Here is a 19,665-nt window from a genome sequence, read left to right as displayed (position 1 = left end):
GTGGACCGGGGCAGTGTCGGTGATTCCTCCGCCGCCTTCGATTCGCTGCTCAACAGCCTGGTCGAGGGCGGTGGGGCGCAGCGGCAGGCCGGTGCGGGCTCGCCGGGGCTGGGCCTGTCGAACCTGCTGGATCCCGAGGCGCACGACGTGGTCTCGAAGGCGATCCGGGCGACGGTGGACTGGGGCAGCCGCGAGCTCGACAGCACGCACCTGCTGTGGGCGGTCACGCAGGTGCGCCCGACCGCGGAGATGCTGGCGGATTCGGGCGTGCGGGTCGAGGACCTGGCGACCGGGGTGCGCACGGTGGCGGGCACCGTCGACGCCGTCGCCGGCGGGTCGCGCCGGTCGCCGGTGCTGTCGTCGTCGGCGCGGCGGGCGCTGCTGGGGGCGCACCAGGCCGCGCTGGGGGAGGGCGTGGAGGTCGTCGGTGCCCGGCACGTGCTGCTGGGGCTGGCGAAGGAACCGGAGTCGGTGGCCGGGCGCGCGCTGGCGCGGGCGATGGAGCAGGGCGAGCGGCCGCGGGGCCGCGCGCCGGTGCTGGGCGCGACGCCGAAGCTCGACGAGTTCGGGCTGGACATGACCGAACTGGCCCGCGACGGCAGGCTCGACCCGGTCATCGGCCGCGGCGAGGAGATCGACCAGGCCGTGGAGGTGCTGGGGCGGCGCTCGAAGAACAATCCGGTGTTCGTCGGCGACCCGGGCGTGGGCAAGACGGCGCTGGTGGAGGGCCTGGCGCAGCGCATCGTGGATCGGCAGGTGCCGTGGCCGCTGGCGGGCAAGCGGCTGGTGTCGCTGGATCTGGCGGGCATGGTCGCGGGCGCGAAGTTCCGCGGGGAGTTCGAGCAGCGGTTCCGCGACGTGCTCACCGAGCTGCGCACGCACCGCGACGAGGTCGTGGTGTTCATCGACGAGCTGCACAGCATCGTCGGCGCCGGTGCCGGTGAGGGTTCGATGGACGCGGGCACCATGCTCAAGCCCGCGCTGGCCCGCGGTGAGCTGCACCTGATCGGTGCGACCACGGTGGAGGAGTACCGCAAGCACGTGGACAAGGACCCGGCGCTGGAGCGCCGGTTCCAGCCGATCGCGGTGCCGGAGCCGTCGGTGCCGGAGACGGTCGCGGTGCTGCGCGGTGTCTCGCGCAAGTACCAGCACCATCACCGGGTGCGGGTCGCAGAGGAGGCGCTGGAGGCGGCCGCGCAGCTTTCGGACCGCTACCTGACCGAGCGGTTCCTGCCGGACAAGGCGGTGGATCTGCTGGATCAGGCGTGCTCGCGGGTGCGGATGCAGCGTGGCACGCACAAGGGGGCGGACTCGCACAAAGGGGCGGGCGCAGGCAAGGCGACGGGCTGGTCACCGGAGCCGCTGGTGGCTGCCGCCGACGTGGCCGAGGTGGTCGCGCGGCGCACCGGCATCCCGGTCGCGGACGTGTCGGTGGCCGACCGGCGCAGGCTGCTGGATCTGGAGCAGCGGCTGCGGGAGCGGGTCGTCGGCCAGGACGCGGCGGTGCGGTCGGTGGCCGAGGCGGTGCGCCGCGCCCGCGCGGGACTGGCCGACCCGGAGCGGCCGATCGGGAGCTTCCTGTTCCTGGGCCCGACCGGGGTGGGCAAGACCGAGTTGGCGCGGGCGCTGGCGCGGGCGTTGTTCGGCGATGCCGAGCGGATGGTGCGCTTCGACATGGGGGAGTTCCAGGACAAGCACACCGTCTCGCGGCTGATCGGCGCGCCGCCCGGTTATGTCGGCTACGGCGAGGCGGGGCAGTTGACCGAGCGGGTTCGGCGCCAGCCGTATTCGGTGGTGCTGCTCGACGAGGTGGAAAAGGCCCATCCGGACGTGTTCAACACGTTGCTGCAGGTGCTGGATGCGGGCCGGTTGACCGATTCACAGGGCCGCGCGGTGGATTTCCGGCACACCGTGCTCATCATGACCTCGAACCTGGGTTCCGAGCGGGTGCTCGACGCGGGCGGGGACGCCGCGGAGGTCGCTGCTGCGTTGCAGGAGGAGTTGCGCGGGTTCTTCCGCCCGGAGTTCCTCAACCGGGTCGACGAGGTGACGGTGTTCCGCGGGCTGGGCGAGGCGGAGTTGTCCGAGATCGCCTCGTTGCTGCTGGAGCGCACTTCGGCGCAGCTGGCCGCGCAAGGGGTGCGGCTGGAGGTGAGCCCGTCGGCGGTGTCGTGGCTGTGCGAGCGCGGTTCGGCGCGGGAGTTCGGGGCGCGGCCGCTGCGGCGGGTGATCCAGCGCGAACTCGACACCCGGCTGGCCTCGCTGCTGCTGGAGGGCTCGCTCTCGGAGGGCAGCGAGGTGCTGGTGGAGGTCCTCGGCGGCGAGTTGTCGCTGCACGTGTCCTCGGCGCGGGACGGCGCGGCCGGCGGCCGCCACGCCGCACCTGCGCAGCGCACCCCGGGGTGACCGCCTGAACGGGTGAGAGGGGTGCTGCAACCCCTTGCAACCCTTCCTTCGCGACCGCCCGCGGCCGGACAGTGGTTCGCGTCACGCCGTGCGGTTCGAGGAGGAACGCGGTGGCCGACGCGGTCGCAGGCATCGTCGCCAACCCGCTGTCCGGGCGGGATGTTCGCCGGTTGGTGGCGCGCGCGTCGGTGTTCCCGACCGCGGAGAAGGCGAACATGGTGCAGCGCTTGCTCTCGGCGTTGCATTCGGCCGGGGTGGATCGTGCGCTGGTTTCGACCGATCTCGGCGGTATTTCCGCTGAGGTGCTGCGCGCGGGGCGCCGGTTGCGGCCGGGCCGGGACGCGCCGTGGCCGGATGTGCGGTTCTGCGAGCAGGATCGGCTCACCGAGACCGCCGCGGACACCGTCACCGCCGTGCGGGCGATGGTCGAGGCCGGTGCCGGGGTCGTGATCTGCCTGGGCGGGGACGGTACGGCGCGGGTCGCCGCCGGGGCGTGCGGGCAGGTTCCGCTGCTGGCGTTGTCGACCGGCACCAACAACGTGTTCCCGCAGTTGCGCGAGGCGACGGTCGCGGGCTTGGCGGCGGGACTGGTCGCCACCGGCGCGGTCGATGCCGAGGCGGTGACCCGAAGGGCGAGTGTGCTGCGGGTGCGGGCCGGGAACCGTTGTGAGCCTGCGCTGGTGGATGTGGCGGTCTCGCAGGCCGGGCGGGTGGGGGCTCGTGCGGTGTGGGATCCCGCGGAGCTCTCGGAGTTGTTCTGCACCTTCGCCGAACCGGACGCGGTGGGTCTGTCCAGTGTGGCCGGGTTGCTGGCGCCGAGCGCCCGCTCGGATCCGGACGGGGTGGCGTTGCGGCTGGATCCCGCGGCCGAGTGCGTGGTGCGGGCGCCGCTGGCGCCGGGCCTGGTGCGCGAGGTCGGCGTGGCCTCCTGCCGTCGGCTGGCCGAGGGCGAGACGGTGCCGATCACCGCCTCGCGCGGGGTGATCGCGGTGGACGGGGAACGGGAAGTGGAGTTCGGCCCGCGCACCGCGCCGACGGTGACGTTGAGCGCGGACGGGCCGCGGTGCGTGGACGTGCGCGCGGTGCTGGCGCGCGCGTCGGCCGAGGGGTTGCTGCGCGGTGGCGCGGCCAAGGATTCCGGGACGCGCCCGGTCGCGGGCGCGCACGAGTTGTGAAGGAGATGCGGCGATGACCGACACCATGGCCGAACCCGCTCCGGACGCGTTGGACGAAGCGGGGCTGCTGCGGGCGTATCGCACGATGCGCACCATCCGCGCGTTCGAGGATCGGGTGCACGACGAGTTCGCGACCGGCGACATCCCGGGTTTCGTGCACCTCTACGCCGGTGAGGAGGCTTCGGCGACCGGGGTGTGCAGCCACCTCGACGACCGGGACTCGATCGCCAGCACGCACCGCGGGCACGGGCACTGCATCGCCAAGGGCGTGGACCCGAAGTCGATGATGGCCGAGATCTTCGGCCGCTCCACCGGCACGTGCAACGGCAAGGGCGGCTCGATGCACATCGCGGACCTGAGCAAGGGAATGCTCGGGGCCAACGGCATCGTCGGCGGCGGCCCGCCGCTGATCTGCGGCACCGCGCTGGCGGGCAAGCTGGCCGGCAACGGCGCGGTCAGCGTCGCGTTCTTCGGTGACGGCGCCAGCAACCAGGGCACCACGCTGGAGGCGATGAACCTCGCGTCGGTGTGGAACCTGCCCGCGCTGTTCGTGGCCGAGAACAACGGCTACGCCGAGGCGACCGCCAGTGGCTGGTCGGTGTCCTCGGACAACATCGCCGATCGCGCCGCCGGGTTCGGGATGCCCGGGGTGATCGTGGACGGGTTCGACTTCTTCGCGGTGCACGAGGCCGCCGCCGAGGCCGTGGCGCGGGCGCGCGAGGGCGGCGGGCCGACGCTGCTGGAAGTGAAGTTCACCCGCTACTACGGGCACTTCGAAGGCGACGGGCAGGCGTACCGGGCCGGTGAGGTCGCCGAGGCGAAGAAGCACTCCGACTGCCTGCTGCGGTTCCGCGAGCACGTGCTCGGCCAGGCCCTGCTGGCCGGATCGGAACTTGACGCGGTGGATTCCGAGGTGGCGGCCCTGATCGAGGACTCGGTCACCGCGGCCCGCTCGGCGCCGAAACCGACCGCGGCGGAGCTGACCACCGACGTCTACGTCTCGTTCTGAAGGAGGCCCGGGCATGGCACGCACGATCAACTACCGCGAAGCGATCAGCGAGGCGTTGCTGCAGGAGATGCGCCGCGACGAGCGGGTCGTGGTGATGGGCGAGGACAACGCAGGTGGCGCGGGCGCGCCGGGCGCCGACGACGCCTGGGGCGGAGTGATGGGGGTGACCAAGGGGCTGTTCGACCAGTTCCCCGGCCGGGTGCTGGACACCCCGATCACCGAGTCGGCGTTCGTCGGTGCCGCGATCGGCGCGGCCACCCGCGGGCTGCGGCCGGTGGCGGAGCTGATGTTCATCGACTTCCTGGGCGTGTGCTTCGACCAGATCTACAACCAGGCGGCGAAGTTCCGCTACATGTTCGGCGGCAAGGCGGTCACGCCGGTGACCATCCGCACCATGTACGGCGCCGGGCTGCGCGCGGCGGCGCAGCACTCCCAGGCGCTGTACTCGATCTTCACCCACATCCCGGGGTTGAAGGTGGCGGTGCCGTCCTCGCCGTACGACGCCAAGGGGTTGATGACCGCGGCGATCCGCGACGACGACCCGGTGATCTTCTGCGAGCACAAGGCGATGTACGAGGTCTCCGGTGAGGTGCCGGAGGACAGCTACGCGCTGCCGTTCGGCGAAGCGAACGTCGTGCGCGAGGGCGAGGACGTCACGGTGGTGGCGATCGGGCGGATGGTGCAGGTCGCCGAGCAGGCCGCCGACCAGCTCGCGGGCGACGGCATCTCCTGCGACGTGCTGGATCCGCGCACGATCAGCCCGCTGGACACCGACACGATCTTAGAGAGCGTGGAGTCCACCGGCCGGCTGGTGGTGGTCGACGAGGCCACGCCGCGCTGCAGCGTGGCCGCCGACATCTCCGCGACGGTGGCCAAGGAGGCGTTCGGGGCGTTGCGGGCGCCGATCGAGATGGTCACCGCCCCGCACACGCCGGTGCCGTTCAGCGACGCGCTGGAAGACCTCTACGTCCCGGACGCGCAGCGGGTCGCCAACGCCGTCAAAACCACCGCGAGCTACGAGGGGAGCCGTGCATGAGCGAGATCCAGCGGGTGGTCATGCCCAAGTGGGGCCTGTCGATGAGCCAGGGCAAGATCACCGAGTGGCTGGTGGCCGAGGGCGATTCGGTCCGCGACGGCATGGACCTCGCCGAGATCGAAACCGACAAGATCGCAGGCACTTTGGAGTCCACTCAGGACGGTGTGCTGCGCGCGATCGTGGCCGAGGCCGGCCAGGACGTGCCGGTCAGCGGCACGATCGCGATCGTGGCCCCGGCCGAGGTCGGCGCCGAGGAGATCGACGCGGCGGTCACCGAGGCGCGTGAGCAGCTGGCGTCCGGGGAGGTCGCCGAGGAGACCGGGCCGCGCATCGACACCGTCGAGGTCGGCGGCCGCAAGATCGCCGCGGCCGTGCTCGGGGACGCACCCGAGCCGGTGGTGCTGGTGCACGGCTACGGCGGCGACAAGAACTCGTGGCTGTTCGTGCAGGAGCCGCTCTCGGCGCGGGCCACGGTGCACGCGATCGACCTGCCCGGGCACGGCGAGTCGGTCAAGGACGTCGGCGATGCCGGGCTGTCCACGCTGGCCGATGTGGTGCTGGGCTACCTGGACGCGCGCGGCATCGGCAGTGCGCACGTGGTCGGGCATTCGCTCGGCGGGGCGGTGGCCGCGCAGCTCGCGGCCACCGCGGGGCAGCGGGTCAGTTCGCTGACACTGGTCGCCCCGGCCGGGTTCACCGCCGGCATCGACGCGGAGTTCCTGCGCTCGTTCGCGGCGGCCAACTCGCGGCGCGAGCTCAAACCGCAGGTGGCGAAGCTGTTCGCGGACCCGGAGCAGGTCACCCGGCGGCTGGTCGACGACCTGCTGAAGTACAAGCGCCTCGACGGGGTCACCGCGGCGCTGGAGGCGCTGCAGGCCACGCTGCTCGACGGTGACAGCCAGGCCATCGACACCGCCGGGCTGCTGGCTTCGGTGCAGGCACCGGTCACGGTGCTGTGGGGCCGCGACGACGCGATCCTGCCGGTGCCGCAACAGGATTCGGTGCGGGTGGTCGACGCGGCCGGGCACATGCTGCACATGGAAAACCCGGGCGAAGTCCGCGACGCCGTGCTGGCGCACCTGCCGGGCTGAGCAATCCGCACTCGGGGCCCGGCCGCTTCCCCGCGGCCGGGCCCCGCTGCTGCGCGGCCGGGAACACGTCGACAACGCGAAACACCAGCCGACGCGCTCAAGGCCACGCGCACCGGCTGGTTCGGTGCGTAGCCGGGCGACCGGGCACCGAAGTGAAAGCCCGCGCACGGTTTACCGCCGCGGTGTGGCGCAGCACACTGGGGCGAATGCGTGAGGAGCGAACCCGTGCGCACTGACGAGAGCACCGACGCCTTGGAAACCGCCGTCCCGGCAGGTGCCGACCCCCGGGGCTATGCCCGCGAACTAGCTCGGATGCACGCCGACGCGTTCTCCGGCAGCCGCCCGCGACGCCGCCCCCGCCGGGTGATCGGCAATTCCTGGAAGCGGCTGCTGGGCGCGGGCATGGACCCCGACCGTGCGCGGCAGGTGCGGCTGCTCGACGAAGGCGAGCTGACCCTGCGCCGCGAACGGTTCCGGCTGCCGGAGCTGCTGGAAACGCTGCGGGCGAGTCTGGCCGCGATCGCCGAGCAGTCGGCCACGATCATGGTGCTGGCCGACGGCGACGGGCGGGTGCTGTGGCGCGAGGGCAGCCCGCAGGTGCGCAAGCAGGCCGACCGGCTCGGCTTCGTGCCCGGCTCGGACTGGGCCGAGCGCACCGTGGGCACCAACGCGATCGGCACCGCGCTGGTGGTGCGCCACCCGGTGCAGGTGTATTCGGCCGAGCACTTCCTGCGCAGCCACCACCCGTGGACGTGTGCGGCCGCGCCGGTGCGCGATCCGCGCGACGGCGGTGTGCTGGGGGTGGTGGACCTGAGCGGCCCGATCCGCACGGTGCACCCGAGCACGCTGGCGCTGGCCACGACGGCGGCGAAGCTGGCCGAGTCCGAACTCGGCCGGGCCCACCGCGCCGAGCTGGAGCGGTTGCGCGCGGTGGCGGTGCCCGCGCTGGCCGGGGCGGGCGGTAAAGCTCTGGTCACCGACCCGCACGGGTGGGTCGCGGCCGCCGGCGGCGTCGCCCCGGTGGAGCGGGTGCTGCTGCCGAACGACCCGGGGCAGCGCACCTGGCTGCCCGCGTTCGGCGCGTGCGCGTGCGAACCGGTGCCCGGTGGCTGGCTGATCCGCCTGGAACCGGACGCCGCGGCCGGCCCCGCGGAGGCGAAGCTTGATCTGCGCGCACCGCACCGGCCGCTGCTGCGGCTCGACGGCCCGAGCGGCAGCTGGGACCAGCCGCTGACGCCGCGCCACGCCGAGATCCTCTACCTGCTGGCGCGGCATCCGCGGGGCCGGTCGGCGGCCGAGCTGGCCGCGGACCTGTTCGGCGACGCCGAGCGCACCGTGACGATCCGCGCGGAGATGTCCCGGCTGCGGCGGCACTTCGCGGGCGTGCTGGCGCACCGGCCGTACCGGTTCACCGTCGAGGTGCAGGTGCTGCTGCCCGATGACGGGGTGGCGCTGCCTGGGTCGGTGGCACCGGGATTGCGCTGAGGCGCTCTGCGGCAGGATCCGGGCCACATGACTCGGGGGCGCAAGGGCTCGGCGGTAGTGGGGTGGGCGCTGCAAATCCGTTCTGCGGGGAACTCGGTCGCGCGCCGGTTCGTTGTCGCCCAGTCCGGCCGTCCACGGAGGTGTGCCCAGTGCCCGAAGTGTACCCAGTGCCCGAGCTGCCCGATCTCGCCCGCCAAGCCGACCGGTTGATCGACTTCGGCGTGCACGAACTCGCCGGCGTGTCCGCAGCACGACTACGCGCAGCCGCCGCGCCCGAAGTGCCCGGTTCGCTGCTGGTGCTGCCCGCCGCACCGATCTCCAAGCTGGCGCCGCTGGTGGAACTCGGCGGCAAGCACGGCTTCGTGGTCACCGACATGTCCGATGTGGACGAATTCGCCCCGATCCCCTCGGTGCGGCTGCCCGACTCGCCCGCCTACCGCATCGAAACCCCCGACCGCGGCGACGACCTGGCCGAATACAGCCCGAACGAGGCGTTGCCGATGATCGAAGCCGCGGGCCGCACACCACTCACGCTGGCGGAAGGCCTGCACTGGCTGCTGCAGTGCCCGGACGTGCTCGAACGCAACCACTGCTTCATGACCATCGCCTCGCGCAAGCACCGACTCCGCGGTTCGCCGGACGCGCGGACCCCGGCGATCTGGATCAGCAACGGCACTGGCCGCGACGGTGCGGCCAACCGCGACGCGCCGAAGGTCGGGTGGTGCTGGGCCGGCAACCGGCACACCTGGCTCGGCTTCGCCAGCGCCGCGGGCCGCAGCGGCTGACCCGCCGCCGCGGCACAGATCGTTTCGAGCCACCACGGCCGGGGTAGGCCGCAGGCGACCGCCGGTTAGGGAAACGCACCCGGTCGTGAAGGAGGTCCGGCGATGCCGCGGACGCTGGCGCACAAGCTGATCGCCTCGCACCTGCTCGACGGCGAGATGACCCCGGGTTCGGAGATCGCGCTGCGCATCGATCAGACGCTGACCCAGGACGCCACGGGCACGCTGGTGATGCAGGAGCTGGAGTCGCTCGGGCTCACGCGGGCGCGAACCGAGGTCAGCGTCCAGTACGTCGATCACAACCTGCTCCAAGCCGACGAGAAGAACGCCGAGGACCACGAGTTCCTGCGCTCGGCTTGCCGCCGCTACGGGTTGTGGTTCTCGAAACCGGGCAACGGGGTGTCGCACCCGACGCACATGCAGCGCTTCGGCGAACCCGGCAAGACGATGGTCGGGTCCGATTCGCACACGTGCGCGGCCGGGTCGCTGGGGATGCTAGCGATCGGTGTGGGCGGTCTGGAGGTGGCGATGGCCATCGCCGGTGAGCCGCTGCGGGTGCGGATGCCCGAGGTCTGGGGTGTGCGGCTGACCGGCGAACTGCCGCCGTGGGTTTCGGCCAAGGACGTGGTGCTGGAGATGCTGCGGCGGCACTCGGTCTCCGGCGGCGCGGGCCGCATCATCGAGTACCACGGTCCCGGCCTCGCGGATCTTTCGGCGATGGACCGGCACGTCATCGCGAACATGGGCGCCGAGCTGGGTGCCACGACCACGGTGTTCCCGGCCGATGAGGCGGTGCGGAAGTTCCTGCGCGGCGAGGACCGCGAGCACGCCTTCACCGAGTGGCGGGCCGACGAGGGCGCGGACTACGACGTCACCGACGAGATCGACCTCTCGGCGCTGGAACCGCTGATCGCGCGCCCGTCCGCGCCGGACAACGTGGTGCCGGTGCGCGAGGTCGCGGGCACCGACGTGCGCCAGGTGGTGATCGGCTCGTCGGCGAATCCGGGGCTGCGGGACTTCGCGATCGCCGCGCGCATGGTGCAGGGGCGCCAGACCCGCCCGGAGGTCAGCTTCGACGTGAATCCGACTTCGCGGGAGATCCTGGAGGATCTGACCCGCATCGGCGGCACCTTCGAGTTGATCTCCTCGGGCGCGCGGATCCACCAGTCCGGGTGCATGGGTTGCATCGGCATGGGCCAGGCCCCGGCGGTGGGGCAGAACTCGCTGCGCACGTTCCCGCGCAACTTCCCCGGCCGATCCGGCACGCGGGAGGATTCGGTGTGGTTGTGCTCGCCGGAGACCGCGGCCGCGGCCGCGCTGGAGGGGGCGATCACCGATCCGCGGGAGCTGGCCGCGCGGCTCGGGCTGGACCCGAAGGTCGAGTTGCCCGAGCACGCGTCGGTGAACACCTCGATGCTGGTGGAACCGCCGCCGCAGCAGGAGGCCGAGCAGGTCGAGCCGGTGAAGGGCCCGAACATCTCCGCGCTGCCGCAACTGGATCCGCTGCCGCAGCGGATCGCGGCGCCGGTGCTGCTGGTGGCCGGGGACAACGTCTCCACCGACGAGATCTCCCCGGCCGGGGCGCGGGCGCTGCCGTTGCGCTCGAACATCCCGGCGCTTTCGGAGTTCACCTTCACCCGCCTCGACGAGACCTATCCGCAGCGGGCCGCCGAGACGGGCACGCACGTGGTGGTCGGCGGCGACAACTACGGGCAGGGTTCTTCGCGCGAGCACGCCGCGATCACGCCGCGCCATCTCGGGCTGCGGGTGGTGCTGGCGAAGTCGTTCGCGCGGATCCACTGGCAGAACCTGATCAATTTCGGGATCTTGCCGCTGCGGTTCGCCGACCCCGGCGACTACGACTCGATCTGCGCAGGCGACGTGCTGGTGCTCGAGGACCTGCCGGGGCAGCTGCGCGGCGGCGGCGACATCACCATCGGTAACGACACTCGCGGTAACACGATCACCGCACGTCATAGCCTGTCCGAGCGACAAGTGCAGGCCGTACTTGCCGGGGGAGTCATCTCCATGCTCGCCGACTCGCCCTCCGTCGTCACACGTTAGTGGCAACGCTTGTAGCGCTCGGACTAGCGCTCCTACGGTAGGTACCGCGGCCCGGCAGCCGGCCGCGGACGCACCCGTGACCAGCATCGACGGTCTCGAGCAGGGTTGCTTCCGCGCCCACGGCCGACCGCCCTCACGGCTTCGTCCAGGCCCATCCGGCCCGGTCACCCGGTGCTGCCCGGGTGAGCGCGCCGCGACGGCACAAGCGCCCAGGGAGGCAACGTTGATGCGCACTGACAGCGGCAACAGCGAGCTTGCCGGCGACCAGCGGCGCGTTCGGTCCACGGCCGCCCAGCGAGGCGCCATCGTCGCACCGCGGGAAGCGAGCGAGCCGATCACCGGGTCTCCCGCGCACACCCGGGCGCTGCGGCTGAGCGTGCTGCGCCCCGACCCGGGAGTGGTGGTCGTGCGGATGCGCGGGGAGATCGACCTGGCCGCCGTGCCGCGCCTGACCGAGCTGATCCGGCAACGGCTGACCGCGGCGGTGCTGCGGGCGATCGTGCTGGACCTCTCGGAGGTGACCTTCTTCAACACCGCCGGGCTGGACATGCTGCTGCACGCCCAGCGCCGCACCGAATGCAAGCAGATCCCGATGTTCGTGGTCCCGGGCACCGGCCCGGTGGCGCGGATGATGCGCCTGACCGGCCTGACCGACCGGTTCATCTCCCGCGAGACCACCGCCGAAGCCGTCACCGAACTCCGCCGCAGGTGCTGAACCAGCCCTCGCGGCTGAACCTGAACTTTCGGTTCGATCGTGCACGTGGCGTGGCCGAGTTCACGATGACCGCGCCGGGGTCCCGAGTAGGTTCGTCAGCATGGACGACGAGGGGCCCAGCCGGACAGCGCTCGCGACCGCTTACGCCCGTGCTTTTCACCAGATCGCCGACCGGCCCCGCATCCTCACCGACCCGCTCGCGGCGCGTCTGCTCGGCGTGACCGCCGATGAGCTGGCCGAGCTGCCCGAGCCCACCGAGGATCGCCCCGGTAGCGGCGCGATCTACCGGCCGCGCCGCTTGTTCTTCGCCGCTCGCGCCCGCTTCGCCGAAGACCGGGTGGCCGCGGCCGTGGCTGCGGGCGTGCGGCAGGTCGTGATCCTCGGCGCCGGCCTGGACACCTTCGCCTACCGCAATCCGCACCCGGGCCTGCGCGTGTTCGAGGTGGACCACCCGGCCACCCAAGCGTGGAAACGCCAACGCCTCGCGGCGGCCGGCATCGACCACCCCGGGACGTTGACCTTCGCGCCGGTCGACTTCGAAACCCAAGCGCTGGCAACGGAATTGGACGCCGCCGGATTCAGCCGGTCCGATGCGGCCGTGTTCGTGTGGCTCGGTGTGGTCTTCTACCTGACCCCGGAGACCGCTCGCGCCACCCTCGAATACATCGCCGGGCAGGCCCGTCCGGCCGAGGTGGTTTTCGATTACCTGCAGCCGGCAAGCACCGACGAGGACGGCGCGCAGCTGCGGGAGCGGGCGAATCGATCGGCCGCTGCCGGCGAACCCTGGTTCAGCTACTTCACACCAGACGGCATCGCCGCGCAGTTGCGTTCCCTCGGCCTCACCGAGGTCCATGATCACTCCGCCGCAGAACTCATCACCGGTTACCTCGATGGCTCCGCGGAATTCGTGGGCGAACCGCCCCAGGCGCTGCGCGCCAGCCGCATACTGCGGGCGAGCCACTGAGACTTCCCCAGCGGCACACCTGGGTTGGGCAGCGCGCTGGCCTTCGCATCGCCGCGGAGGCGCGAACGATTCCGCCGTGCTGCTTTCCGGTCGGCGCATCAGTGCAACGCACGACGCATCGCCACCCGCCGCTCCGCGGCGAGTCCGCGCCGCGCCTCCTCCCGCGTCAGCTCGGCGAGACCGGCGGTGCACCGCGATGCGGGCAGCTCCCGGAATCCCAGCCGTGCGTAGTACGGCGCGTTCCACGGGACGTCCCCGAACGTCGTCAAGGTCAGCGCGGCTGCGCCTTGGGCGCGGGCTGCTTCGGCGACGTGCTCGATCAGCGCCGCGCCGATGCGCCGCCGCGCGTGCGCGGGGTGCACGCTGATCTGCTCGATGTGCACGGCGTCGTCGAGCGGCGCGGTCACCACGAACGCCACCGGTGCCGCGGCGGCGGCCACCCGCACATCGCCGCGGTGGTGTGCGGCCGTCAACCGGGGCAGCGGCAGCGGGTCGTCGTCGGCGACCCAGGCCATGCCGATCTCGCGGAAGCACTCCCCGGAAGCGATCTCGATACCCGGCAGCAGCGCCAGCTCGTCGGCGTGTGCCCGGCGGATGTCGATGTCCACGGTGCCAGTGTCGCTGATCGCGCCGGGGCAGGTCTTCAGGATTTCTCGCAGGCACCGCGAAGTTCGCGGTCACCCGCGGGAGCAGCTGGGCTCGCGCACCGGCGGTGGCGATCTTCGCTGCGCGTGCGGATACGGTGCTGCGGGAAACGACCGGCGCGGGTGTCCGCGCCAGCTTGGGAGGTGCCGTGAACCCGCCAGCATCCACCGGCGACGCCGCCGGCGAGGTCCGCATCGTCGCCATGGAGGGCCATCGGCCCGAGATCGCCGAGGACGCGTGGGCCGCGCCGGGCAGCACGCTGATCGGCCGCGTGCGGCTGCACGCCGGAGCGAACGTCTGGTACGGCGCGGTGCTGCGCGGTGACAACGAGGACATCACCGTCGGCGATGGCAGCAACGTCCAGGACGGCTGCGTCGTGCACGCCGATCCGGGCTTTCCGGCCACGGTCGGTGCGGGCGTGACGGTCGGGCATCGCGCGGTGCTGCACGGCTGCACGGTCGGTGATCACAGCCTGGTCGGCATGGGTTCGGTGGTGCTCAACGGCGCCGTGATCGGCGAGAACAGCCTGATCGCGGCGGGGGCGGTGGTGCTGGAAGGCACCGAGGTTCCGCCGGGCTCGCTAGTGGCGGGCACGCCGGGCAAGGTGCGCCGGGAGCTGACCGATGACGAGAAGGCGGGGCTGCGCCTGTCGGCCGAGCACTACCTCGGCAACGCCGCGCGACACCGCGAGGCGCTGGAAGGCTGAGCGCGGCGAACGCGGGCCTGTGCGGCAAGGCTCTGTGAAAACCGAAGTGCCGTGGCCCCGCTGCGGGGACCACGGCACATTCAGCAAGCCCGTTGTAATGGAGCCCGGGTCTTACTTGGGGTGGCGTCAGACCGTGCTCGCCGGCGCTCGAACCGCCGCAAGCGGTCGGTGGCCGGTCCGCGACCCGGTTTGTTGCGCCACGTTCAGTCGTTGTGGACTGACGAACAGAGCCTTCAGCTCTGACCGCGACGGGCGGCCGAGCTCATGCTCGCGGAGTGCGGGTGCCGCATCACGGTGCGGGCCCGACCCATCTCGCGATTCATGCCACCCAGCCAACGAACCAGACCTGCCATTTCGGCATCCCTTCACTACGTAGTGGTCCAGCCGCCACACCTGCCGATCCCCTTGCGGACCGGCGTGTCCAAGGGGTCAACGAGGTGTGCCACTTGGGTAATCGCCACTGGTCGGGGCGTTATTTCACCGACTACGTCACACCTCGATAACGAACACGGTCTGCGGTTTGATCCGGCGGCGAAACCACGGGTGAAACGATGCAATCTAGACAGCGGGTAGTTCCGTCATGACACTGGGTGCGCACCGACGGCGTCCCGGATTTCGCTGACCATCGACATGCCCGACTCCCGCGCGCAGTGCGCGCAGCAGAAGAACCGGCCGTTGACCTCCGCACCGTGTCCGAGGATCCGGCACCCGCAGTGCTCGCATTGCGGCGCCAACCGCTGCGCGGCGCACTCGAACGAGTCGAAGGTGTGCACGCCGCCGCCGACGGTGTGCACCTCGAAGCTCATCCAGTAGTCGTTACCGCAGGTCTCGCAGGTCGCCATTGCTTCCTCCGCATGTCGTTCACCTCTGGGGAAGGCACCAGGATGCGGGCGCGCCCATCCCCCGGCAACCCGGCGCAGAACGTCGTGACCTGCACTGACGGGCCGGTTGCGCGATCGGTGGATCCCGCGAGCACCGGCGCTGTGCGAGGCTGATCGACACTGCCGACCGGAGGGGATCGCATGTACGACGATCGCGCCGTGGTGCAACGACGCTTCGAGCGGGTGCTGGTCGAGCGGCTGCGCCCGGCGATCCACCCCCGTTCGGTGCCGCTGGATGCCGCGGTCTGGCACGTGCCGGGGGAGCCGGTGGCGGTCGAGGAGGCGTTGCGCGCCGATTACGCCCCCGCCGCGGTCGGGCAGCCGTGGGGACCGCCGTGGAGCACGACGTGGTTTCGGTTGTCCGGCACCGTCCCGCAGGCCTGGGCCGGTGCCGCGGTCGAGGCGGTGGTCGACCTCGGTTTCGACATCGACCGGCCCGGTTTCCAGTGCGAAGGGCTCGTGCACACCGCCGAGGGCGTGCCGATCAAGGGTCTCAACCCGCGCAACGCCCACATCCCGCTGCGCGGCGAGCAGGCCGGGCACCGGCAGGTGTGGTTCGTCGAGGCCGCCGCGAACCCGCTGATCCTCGGCGATCACGACTTCCGCCCGACCGGGCTCGGTGATCCGCCGCCGTGGCTGGGCGGGCGCGCGGACGGTGCCGCGCTGTACCGGCTGGCGCGGGCGGACCTGGCGGTGCGCGACGAGGCGGTGGCCGGGCTGGTGGCCGATGCGGAAGTGCTCGATCAGCTCATGCGGCAGTTGCCCGCGGATTCCCCGCGGCGCGGCGAGATACTGCGCGCCTTGGAGCGGATGCTCGACCGGCTCGACCTGCACGACGTCGCCGCTACCGCACCGGCCGCGCGCGGCGAGCTCGCCGAGGTGCTGGCCCGGCCCGCGCACGCCAGCGCGCACGTGATCTCCGCGGTCGGGCACGCCCACATCGACTCGGCGTGGCTGTGGCCGTTGCGGGAAACGGTCCGCAAGATCGCCCGCACCGTCGCCAACGTCACCGACCTGATGCGCGAGCACCCGCAGTTGCGCTTCGCCATGTCGCAGGCCCAGCAGCTGGCGTGGCTGGAAACCCATCAGCCCGCGCTGTTCGAGCGGGTGCGCGAGCAGGTGCGGGCCGGACGGTTCGTGCCGGTCGGCGGCATGTGGGTGGAGTCGGACACCAACATGCCCGGCGGGGAGGCGCTGGCGCGGCAGTTCGCCCACGGCAAGCGGTTCTTCCTGGAGAAGTTCGGGGTGGAGACCGAGGAGGTGTGGCTGCCGGATTCGTTCGGCTACAGCGCGGCGCTGCCGCAGCTGGTGCGGCTGTCGGGCTCGCGGTGGTTTCTGACCCAGAAGATCTCCTGGAACCAGACCAACAAGTTCCCGCACCACACCTTCTGGTGGGAAGGCATCGACGGCACGCGGGTGTTCACCCACTTCCCGCCCGCCGACACCTACAACGCCGAGCTTTCCGGCGCCGAACTCGCCCACGCCAGCAGCAACTTCGCCGAGCACGGTTTCGCCACCCGCTCGCTGGTGCCGTTCGGGCACGGTGACGGCGGGGGCGGGCCGACCCGGGAGATGATCGAGCGCGCCTACCGCACCGCCGAGCTGGAAGGTTCCCCGAAGGTGCGGCTGGAATCCCCTGCGGAGTTCTTCACCGCCGCCGAAGCCGACCACCGCGGCCCCGCGGTGTGGTCCGGCGAGCTGTACCTGGAGCTGCACCGCGGCACCTACACCTCGCAGGCCCGCACCAAGCAGGGCAACCGGCGCTGCGAGCACCTGCTGCGCGAGGCCGAGCTGTGGTGCGCGACCGCGGCGATCCGCCTGGGCAGCGACCACCCGTACGAACGGCTCGACGAGTTGTGGAAGACGGTGCTGCTGCACCAGTTCCACGACATCCTGCCGGGCTCGTCGATCGCGTGGGTGCACCGCGAGGCCGAGGCGACCTATCAGCGGGTGATCGGCGAGCTGACCGAGCTGATCACCGCCGCGCAGCGGGAACTGGCCGCGGGCGGCGGGGGAGAAGTGGTGTTCAACGCCGCCCCGCACGAACGCGACGGGGTGCCCGCGCTCGGCGCAGGCCCGGTCGACGGGCGCGCGGCCAGCACCGCCACCGAACGACCGGACGGTGCGCTGGTGCTGGACAACGGTCTGCTGCGGGTCACGCTCGACGAGCGCGGACTGCTGAGCTCGGTGCTGGATCTGGAATCCGGCCGGGAAGCGCTGGCCGCGGGCGCGGCAGGCAACCTGCTGCAGCTGCACCCGGATCACCCCAATGCCTGGGACGCGTGGGACGTCGACGAGTTCTACCGGCACCGGGTCCGCGACCTCACCGAGGTCGACCGCGTCGAACTCGACGGCACCACGGCAGTGGTGGCCCGCAGTTTCGGGGACTCCGCGGTGATCCAGCGGGTGAGCCTGCGGGGACGCACCGTCGAGGTGGACACCGACGTGGACTGGCACGAATCCGAGAAGCTGCTCAAAGCGGCCTTCCCGCTGGACGTGCACGCCGATCGCTCGGCCGCCGAGACGCAGTTCGGGCACGTGCACCGGCCCACGCACGCCAACACCTCGTGGGACGCGGCGAAGTTCGAGATCTGCGCGCACCGGTGGCTGCACGTCGGCGAAACCGGCTACGGGCACGCCGTGGTCAACGACTCCACCTACGGCCACGAAGCCACCCGATCGACCGGGCCGGAGGCAGCCACGACGACCACGGTGCGGCTGTCACTGCTGCGGGCGCCGCGGTTCCCGGACCCGGAAACCGACCACGGACGGCATCGGCTGCGCTACGGGCTCGTGGTGGGCGCGGACATCGCCGAGGCGGTGCGGGAGGGCTACCGCATCAACCTGCCCGCGCGGGCCGTGGCGGGCGGGAACAGCGTGCCACCGCTGGTGACGGTGGACTCCGCGGCAGTGGTGATCGAATCGGTGAAGCTGGCCGATGACCGCTCCGGCGACGTGCTGGTGCGGATGTACGAGTCCCTGGGCGGGCGCGCGGCGGCCACGGTGCGCCCGTCGTTCCCGGTGGCTTCGGCAACGCGCACCGACCTGCTGGAACGACCGCTGCAGGACGCCGGCCCGGAAGACCTGCTGTCCGGCCCGCTGCGGCTGCGGCCGTTCGAGATCGTCACCGTGCGGCTCACCCCGGCCGCCGACCGGCGAGAACGCTAGCCGCGCACGAGCACCCCGTGCTGCACGACGGTGCGGATGTTGTCCGGGTCGGCCAGCACCCCGATGTCGGCCAATGGGTCACCGTCGAGCACCACCAGATCGGCCAGCGCTCCCGCGCGCAGCGTCCCGAGCCGCCCGGGCATGCCGATCAGCTCGGCGGCGGTGCTGGTGGCCGAACGGATGATCTCCAGCGGCGGCTGGACCTCGCCGCGAATCCGGAATTCCTGGTTCTGGTGCCGGTGCATCCCGCCGAGCAGATCGGTCCCGTAGGCGATCCGCACGCCACCGCGGTGCGCCAGCTCCAGCGCCGCCAGACCGGCGTCGAGGACCTCGTCGACTTTCCGCCAGCTCTGCTGCGGCAGGCCGAAATCGCGGCCTTCGGCCTGCAACGCCCAGTAGGTCACCAGGGTCGGCACCAGGAACGCCTCGTGCTCGAGGAATTCGGCGATGTTGTCCGCACCGATGAGGTTGCCGTGCTCGATGGAACGGATGCCCGCTTGCAGGGCGCGGCTGACCGACCGGCCGGTGTAGGCGTGCGCTGCGACGTAGCGGTTCGCGGCTGCGGCTTCCTCGGCGATGGCGCGCAGCTCGCCGGTCGAATACTGGGTGGAGTCGATGCGGTCGGTCGGCGAGGCCACTCCGCCGCCCGCCATCACTTTGATGTGGTGCGCGCCCTTGCGCAGCTCGTCGCGGGCCGCGGCGCGCACCGCGTCCACGCCGTCGGCGATCCGCCCGAGCCCGGCGCAGCACGAGTGCCCGTCGTGCACCCGGGTGCCGCGCGGGCGGGTGTCGCCGTGCCCGCCGGTCTGGCTCAGCGCCTTGCCGCAGAACATCAGCCGCGGCCCGCGGACCAGACCTTCTGCCTGCGCATCGGCCAGCCCGAAATCGGCGCCCGAAGCGTCCCGGACGGTGGTGAAGCCGCGGTCGAGCATCCGCCCCATGATCTGCGCGGCGTGCGCGGCGGCGTAGGACGGCGACCATGACGGCAGCGCACCGAGATCGGCGGTGGCGGCGGTGACGTGCACGTGTGCGTCGATCAGCCCGGGCAGGACGGTCGCGCCGGCCAGGTCCACGACCCGCGCGCCCTCCGGCGCGGTCAGGCCGCGGCCGGTTTCGGCGATGCGGCCGTCCGCGCACAGCAGGTCGCCTTCGGTGTAGTCGCCGGATTCGACGTCGAGCAGGTTGCCGCAGCGCAGGAGCAGGTCGGTCACGGGTTCGCATCCCTCCGGAGGTCTCGAGATGCCGGGGGAGTCCGGCCCGGTGCGTCCGCATCGTGGTGCGACGCCGTCCGACCATGCCCGATCGCGCCCTGCCGCGTCCAAGCAGCCGCATAGCTGATCGGGCAGCGCCGCGAGAACGGAATGCGCAATTCCGCCTTTCCGGCTTTTCGCGGTAGCCCCGGTTTCAGCCCGAAGAGCTATTGTCGCGGTCCGATTCCGGAATGAATGATGGGTCCCGTTCTTGGGGGGCGCTGAAACACCTGGGGATGCGGTTCAAGGACACCCACTACGGTTTCGTCCGCGACGACCTGCTCTCGG

Annotated in this window: 15 protein-coding genes; 12 read left to right on the top strand and 3 right to left on the bottom strand. The window is 71.8% G+C overall.

The window, feature by feature from the left end:
• The 10 genes from V1457_RS22460 to V1457_RS22415 all read left to right on the top strand — a co-directional run bounded on the left by V1457_RS22460 (window position 1) and on the right by V1457_RS22415 (window position 12,727).
• Window positions 1-2,406, top strand: a complete 2,406-nt coding sequence (locus V1457_RS22460) for an ATP-dependent Clp protease ATP-binding subunit (RefSeq protein ID WP_200072504.1) — start codon at window positions 1-3, stop codon at window positions 2,404-2,406.
• Between the two features lie 110 nt (window positions 2,407-2,516).
• A complete protein-coding gene (locus V1457_RS22455; protein ID WP_200072503.1) occupies window positions 2,517-3,581 on the top strand; it encodes an ATP-NAD kinase family protein in 1,065 nt (354 codons plus the stop codon).
• A gap of 13 nt (window positions 3,582-3,594) precedes the next feature.
• Window positions 3,595-4,590 carry a thiamine pyrophosphate-dependent dehydrogenase E1 component subunit alpha gene (locus V1457_RS22450; protein WP_338596577.1) on the top strand — a complete coding sequence of 332 codons (996 nt, stop codon included), beginning with the start codon at window positions 3,595-3,597 and terminating at the stop codon, window positions 4,588-4,590.
• 13 nt (window positions 4,591-4,603) lie between these two features.
• Complete coding sequence (locus V1457_RS22445) at window positions 4,604-5,626, top strand: alpha-ketoacid dehydrogenase subunit beta (RefSeq protein WP_200072501.1); 1,023 nt, start codon at window positions 4,604-4,606, stop codon at window positions 5,624-5,626.
• On the top strand, window positions 5,623-6,717 hold the full coding sequence (locus V1457_RS22440) for an acetoin dehydrogenase dihydrolipoyllysine-residue acetyltransferase subunit (protein ID WP_200072500.1): 1,095 nt from the start codon (window positions 5,623-5,625) through the stop codon (window positions 6,715-6,717). Before V1457_RS22445 ends, V1457_RS22440 begins: the two co-directional genes overlap by 4 nt.
• A 225-nt stretch (window positions 6,718-6,942) precedes the next feature.
• A complete protein-coding gene (locus tag V1457_RS22435) occupies window positions 6,943-8,202 on the top strand; it encodes a GAF domain-containing protein (protein ID WP_307850242.1) in 1,260 nt (419 codons plus the stop codon).
• A 149-nt stretch (window positions 8,203-8,351) separates the two neighbouring features.
• Window positions 8,352-8,987 (top strand): DUF5701 family protein, encoded by a 636-nt coding sequence (locus tag V1457_RS22430; protein ID WP_338596575.1) that lies wholly within the window; start codon window positions 8,352-8,354, stop codon window positions 8,985-8,987.
• 102 nt (window positions 8,988-9,089) lie between these two features.
• On the top strand, window positions 9,090-11,048 hold the full coding sequence (locus V1457_RS22425) for an aconitate hydratase (RefSeq protein ID WP_338596574.1): 1,959 nt from the start codon (window positions 9,090-9,092) through the stop codon (window positions 11,046-11,048).
• Between the two features lie 226 nt (window positions 11,049-11,274).
• The gene (locus V1457_RS22420) at window positions 11,275-11,763 is read left to right on the top strand and encodes an STAS domain-containing protein (protein WP_295143478.1); all 489 of its coding nucleotides are present in this window, start codon (window positions 11,275-11,277) and stop codon (window positions 11,761-11,763) included.
• Window positions 11,764-11,863: 100 nt separating this feature from the next.
• Window positions 11,864-12,727, top strand: a complete 864-nt coding sequence (locus V1457_RS22415) for an SAM-dependent methyltransferase (protein ID WP_338596573.1) — start codon at window positions 11,864-11,866, stop codon at window positions 12,725-12,727.
• A 98-nt stretch (window positions 12,728-12,825) separates the two neighbouring features.
• On the opposite strand, the gene V1457_RS22410 is transcribed toward V1457_RS22415, so the two are convergent.
• Window positions 12,826-13,335: a GNAT family N-acetyltransferase gene (locus V1457_RS22410; protein WP_295143482.1), complete on the bottom strand. Its 510-nt coding sequence runs from the start codon at window positions 13,333-13,335 to the stop codon at window positions 12,826-12,828.
• A gap of 239 nt (window positions 13,336-13,574) precedes the next feature.
• Between V1457_RS22410 and V1457_RS22405 the strand changes: the two genes are divergently transcribed.
• Window positions 13,575-14,078: a gamma carbonic anhydrase family protein gene (locus V1457_RS22405; protein ID WP_338605077.1), complete on the top strand. Its 504-nt coding sequence runs from the start codon at window positions 13,575-13,577 to the stop codon at window positions 14,076-14,078.
• 578 nt (window positions 14,079-14,656) lie between these two features.
• On the opposite strand, the gene V1457_RS22400 is transcribed toward V1457_RS22405, so the two are convergent.
• Window positions 14,657-14,920, bottom strand: a complete 264-nt coding sequence (locus V1457_RS22400; protein WP_200072496.1) for a Prokaryotic metallothionein — start codon at window positions 14,918-14,920, stop codon at window positions 14,657-14,659.
• A gap of 180 nt (window positions 14,921-15,100) precedes the next feature.
• Between V1457_RS22400 and V1457_RS22395 the strand changes: the two genes are divergently transcribed.
• Window positions 15,101-18,127 carry a glycoside hydrolase family 38 C-terminal domain-containing protein gene (locus tag V1457_RS22395; RefSeq protein WP_338596569.1) on the top strand — a complete coding sequence of 1,009 codons (3,027 nt, stop codon included), beginning with the start codon at window positions 15,101-15,103 and terminating at the stop codon, window positions 18,125-18,127.
• Here the strand turns inward: V1457_RS22395 and V1457_RS22390 are convergent.
• Window positions 18,124-19,338: an amidohydrolase family protein gene (locus V1457_RS22390; protein ID WP_338596567.1), complete on the bottom strand. Its 1,215-nt coding sequence runs from the start codon at window positions 19,336-19,338 to the stop codon at window positions 18,124-18,126. The two genes, V1457_RS22395 and V1457_RS22390, sit on opposite strands and share 4 nt — an antisense overlap.
• Between the last annotated feature and the right edge of the window lie 327 nt (window positions 19,339-19,665).

The organism is Saccharopolyspora sp. SCSIO 74807 (genome assembly GCF_037023755.1).
GTDB classification, from domain to species: Bacteria; Actinomycetota; Actinomycetes; order Mycobacteriales; family Pseudonocardiaceae; genus Saccharopolyspora_C; species Saccharopolyspora_C galaxeae.
The sequence above is the reverse complement of the archived record's forward strand: the minus strand, read 5'-3'. Positions and strand labels throughout refer to the sequence as shown.